This is a genomic window from Shewanella sp. SM29, assembly GCF_025654245.1.
Lineage (GTDB): Bacteria > Pseudomonadota > Gammaproteobacteria > Enterobacterales > Shewanellaceae > Shewanella > Shewanella oncorhynchi.
This window is the reverse complement of the sequence record NZ_JAKKRN010000067.1, coordinates 1-3311: the sequence shown is the minus strand read 5'-3', so window position 1 is coordinate 3311 and position 3311 is coordinate 1. Positions and strand designations below refer to the sequence as shown.

Sequence of the window (3311 nt, the reverse complement as noted above, 5' to 3'; positions counted from 1 at the left end):
TAATATACATTGTGCGCAGCTTTATGTGAGAGGGCTTGGGGATGCCGATAACGTCACTTATCGGCATTGAGGCTTGATTACTGTCAATGTGTGATAACTATATTTATCACACATTAACGATGTCTAAATGGTTCTTCTGGCGTGACTCGTCGCAGTTCGCCTTGGCAATGTGGGCACTGGATAAATAACGAGTCAAAATCATCGTACCACCAAGGCTTATTGCAGTTGTTGCACTGTAGCTCTGGCTTGTCGTTGCGTTCAACCATACTGTAGCCGCCATCATAAGGGATTATTTGCATGATGCTGTGTCCTTAAGTTGCTCTAGTGTGTCGTCCAGTTCGCCCAGTAACACGCAAGATTTGGCGACTAATTGCAGTTGAGCGTCTTCAGGTGCTAAGCCTTTCAGTAAAAACTCGTTGATGACCTGTATGTCATTGCGCAACGCTATGGCGCTATTGATAAGTTCGTTCATGATGCGTCCTTACGGTTTTGCCACGGATAATGGGCTGTTTAACGTGGATTTGGGCATTGCAACCAGCTTTAACCCGAAGCGCTTAAGCTCAAGGCCGCCAAAGTTGTTAATCACAAAGCTAGCGTTATCAATTTGATATTCACCCGCTGGATATGTCTTGGTTGGGTCTTCAACTTGCAGTTTCATTTGGACAGGAAATTTTCCACCTAAATGCGCGTATGCGATTTGCTCGTAAATAGTCCGCCCAGGCTTACCATCTTTAGGTGGCATGTTTCGGGCGCTGACAGTGACATCATCTTGAAATACTTCGATTTTAAACATGGTTATAGCTCCTATGCATAGGCTTTAAATGGTAAAACATTGGATTGTGCAACGATGGGCAACTGATACCAGTGCGGGACGATTAGTGGTTTAACTTCAATAACTTCAGAGCGTTTCAGTGTTGGGCACATACGGCTTACGTCAAACTGCTGACCGATATCAATGCCAATAGCTTTTAGGCGAGATTTGTGTTCGTAAAATTGAGTTGATTTAAGAGACTTTCGCAAGTCCGCGCCATGCTGCCACATTAAGGCATAACATTGGGTTGCATTAGCTGCTTGGCGACTTTTCACTACACCTAAAGACATTAATTGGTCGGCTATGGTTTGGTGTTCATCATGAGAGATTTGGATTGTTTTCATGGCGTTCTCTATGTCAGTTAGGTGCGGATAAAAGTCTTGTTCAGTGACTCGGCCATAAAATTGCAACGTATGACGTTTTAGCAATGCCTGTCTTAAGCTATGTTCTTCGCGTACTACACCTGTGTTTTCGCAGTATTTAATTAAATTTTCTAAGTAGTTAAGTCTATCGATGGGAACACCGGCTTTTTTGCGGAGTTCTTTGTTTAGATGCCGCTGTAACTCCACGGCTTTGTTATAGAGCTTGGTCATTACCCAAGTAGAACCCTCGCCCCAGTTGCATGTGTGGCCATCGGGATACAGCTTGGGTTTACGACCTCGGCCGATTTGCATCGATGACATACCACGGATAAATGAAGCCTCCTTGCCCTTGCCCACTTGATGATTAACTGTCCAATCAATAGCGGTAATTTCAGCGCCATTACCAACAAGCTGAGTGGTTTTGCCGTCTGGCGTTTGGCGGTATGAAATTTGAGTATTTTTGGTGAACGGTGGTAAATCATATTGGGCTAGCACGTGATTAAAAATCGCCACACATTCATCAAGCGTCTGCAGGCCAAACAGGTTATCCATGCGTTGCCAGCGAGATGGATTGCCTTCCACCCTCACCCGCTGCCCATCACAACGGATGGTTAACTTGGTACTGTAAGAGCCTTCAAGGATTTTTTGGTTAACCGATGGCGGTAAATGCTCACCTGTTTCCAATTCGAACCGTTCAATGACATGCCGACCGACCAGCGGCAAATTGCCCTCTGGATGGTCTTGTTGCATGAATAAACGGTCGATGAAAAACAATTTGATAAAAACCCTGTCAAGATGTTTCACTTAAACATTTGTTTATGTGAACACATATAAATATGTTGCATGATAATAGGCCAAACAAAAGTGGGTGTAAACTAATATTAAAGTAGGTGTCGATATGGAAAACTTAAACATGAGTATTGGTAGCGTACTAAAAGACAGACGAATCGCCCTTAATATCAAGCAAGAGGATATTGCGGAACAGCTAGGGTTAACCGTACAAACCGTAAGCAAATGGGAAAGGGATTTAACGGAACCTAAAGCTAGCCAAGTAACCCAATTGAGCAAGATATTGAAGATTGCAGAGAAAGAAATCTGTAGCGGTGAAATGGCGATAGAAACTCGCATTGACCCTATAGCATTTATGAAAAAAGTAGCATCTATCAAGGTGTTAATTGACGATGTTACGTTCACTTCAATTTTGTACGATTGTATTGATGAGAAGAATCACTTCTTAAATTCGTTAGAGAAAGCTCTAAAAGATAGTCATGGTTTTGGTTCTGATGACCTAAGGCATTTAACTCGAGATGATTTAGACACTGCAAAAGCAGTGACTGAAAATGAGAATTATGTAAGCCATAAAGAAGGACTGATATAGTCCGGATGTCCGGAGTTAGTTTGGGTGTAACAGGAACCCAAACCTGAAAAGCCACATTTCAAGACCTCGCGAAAACTCCAATTATTGGAGTAGAGTCCACTGTTAAAGTATGTGGACTCAGGGGCTCTCGCTGTCACTTGGGCCCTTTCCCGCAGCCGCGGGCCCCTTTCCAAGTTCTCGCTCAATCCCTGAAAAAGTCTCAAAAATGAGACAAAAGTGCAGTATTACTATACGCACTTTGCTCTCTGTCCGAATGGATACCTGTCCGCCCCATAAAGGGGCTAGCAGGTACCCACCCGGCCAGAACGCCATAGCGTGAAACCGCTTTGAATCTTGTAGACAGAAATCAACTTTAGTCGGGGCTAGACGAAAGTTAAAAAGCGGCTTGGCAGGGAGAAAGCTCGGGGCAAAAAACGCCCCTATCAAAGGCGCTTAGCATTAAGGGACACGTCCCTTAATAATCCCAATTCGGTTACTATGTGGGGAAATTAAGGCACCCTTTTAAGCGAATGAATACCATGTATGACTCGGACATCATTATTACCCCCAAAGAGCAGCTATTTATCGTGCGTTTGCGCTCTAGCCTACGCTCCACTTACATCACGTGGAGATTAGGTATCAGAACGGATTACTTGCTGCCTAGAGAGACGTTCTACCGCCATAAACGGATTTTCTTGAAGGAGTACAACATCGACATAGGAAAGCCTTGTGTAGCCGTTCCTATGCACCTGTCAGACTAGTTAATATACATTGTGCGCAG

Annotated in this window: 5 protein-coding genes; 1 reads left to right on the top strand and 4 read right to left on the bottom strand. The window is 43.9% G+C overall.

Annotation, left to right across the window (positions count from 1 at the left end):
- Positions 1-113 precede the first annotated feature (113 nt).
- The 4 genes from L5L77_RS22390 to L5L77_RS22375 are packed head-to-tail and all read right to left on the bottom strand — an operon-like array spanning position 114 to position 1923.
- On the bottom strand, positions 114-299 hold the full coding sequence (locus L5L77_RS22390) for a hypothetical protein (protein ID WP_263223438.1): 186 nt from the start codon (positions 297-299) through the stop codon (positions 114-116).
- Positions 290-472 (bottom strand): hypothetical protein, encoded by a 183-nt coding sequence (locus tag L5L77_RS22385; RefSeq protein ID WP_263223437.1) that lies wholly within the window; start codon positions 470-472, stop codon positions 290-292. The genes L5L77_RS22390 and L5L77_RS22385 overlap by 10 nt, the downstream gene beginning before the upstream one ends.
- 9 nt (positions 473-481) lie before the next feature.
- Positions 482-793: a G5P family DNA-binding protein gene (locus tag L5L77_RS22380; RefSeq protein ID WP_263223436.1), complete on the bottom strand. Its 312-nt coding sequence runs from the start codon at positions 791-793 to the stop codon at positions 482-484.
- Positions 794-804: 11 nt separating this feature from the next.
- Entirely contained in the window at positions 805-1923 is a 1119-nt protein-coding gene (locus L5L77_RS22375) for a phage/plasmid replication protein, II/X family (RefSeq protein WP_263223435.1), read from the bottom strand.
- A gap of 148 nt (positions 1924-2071) precedes the next feature.
- On the opposite strand from L5L77_RS22375, the gene L5L77_RS22370 reads away from it, so the two are divergent.
- A complete protein-coding gene (locus L5L77_RS22370; RefSeq protein ID WP_263223434.1) occupies positions 2072-2551 on the top strand; it encodes a helix-turn-helix domain-containing protein in 480 nt (159 codons plus the stop codon).
- Positions 2552-3311: the final 760 nt, after the last annotated feature.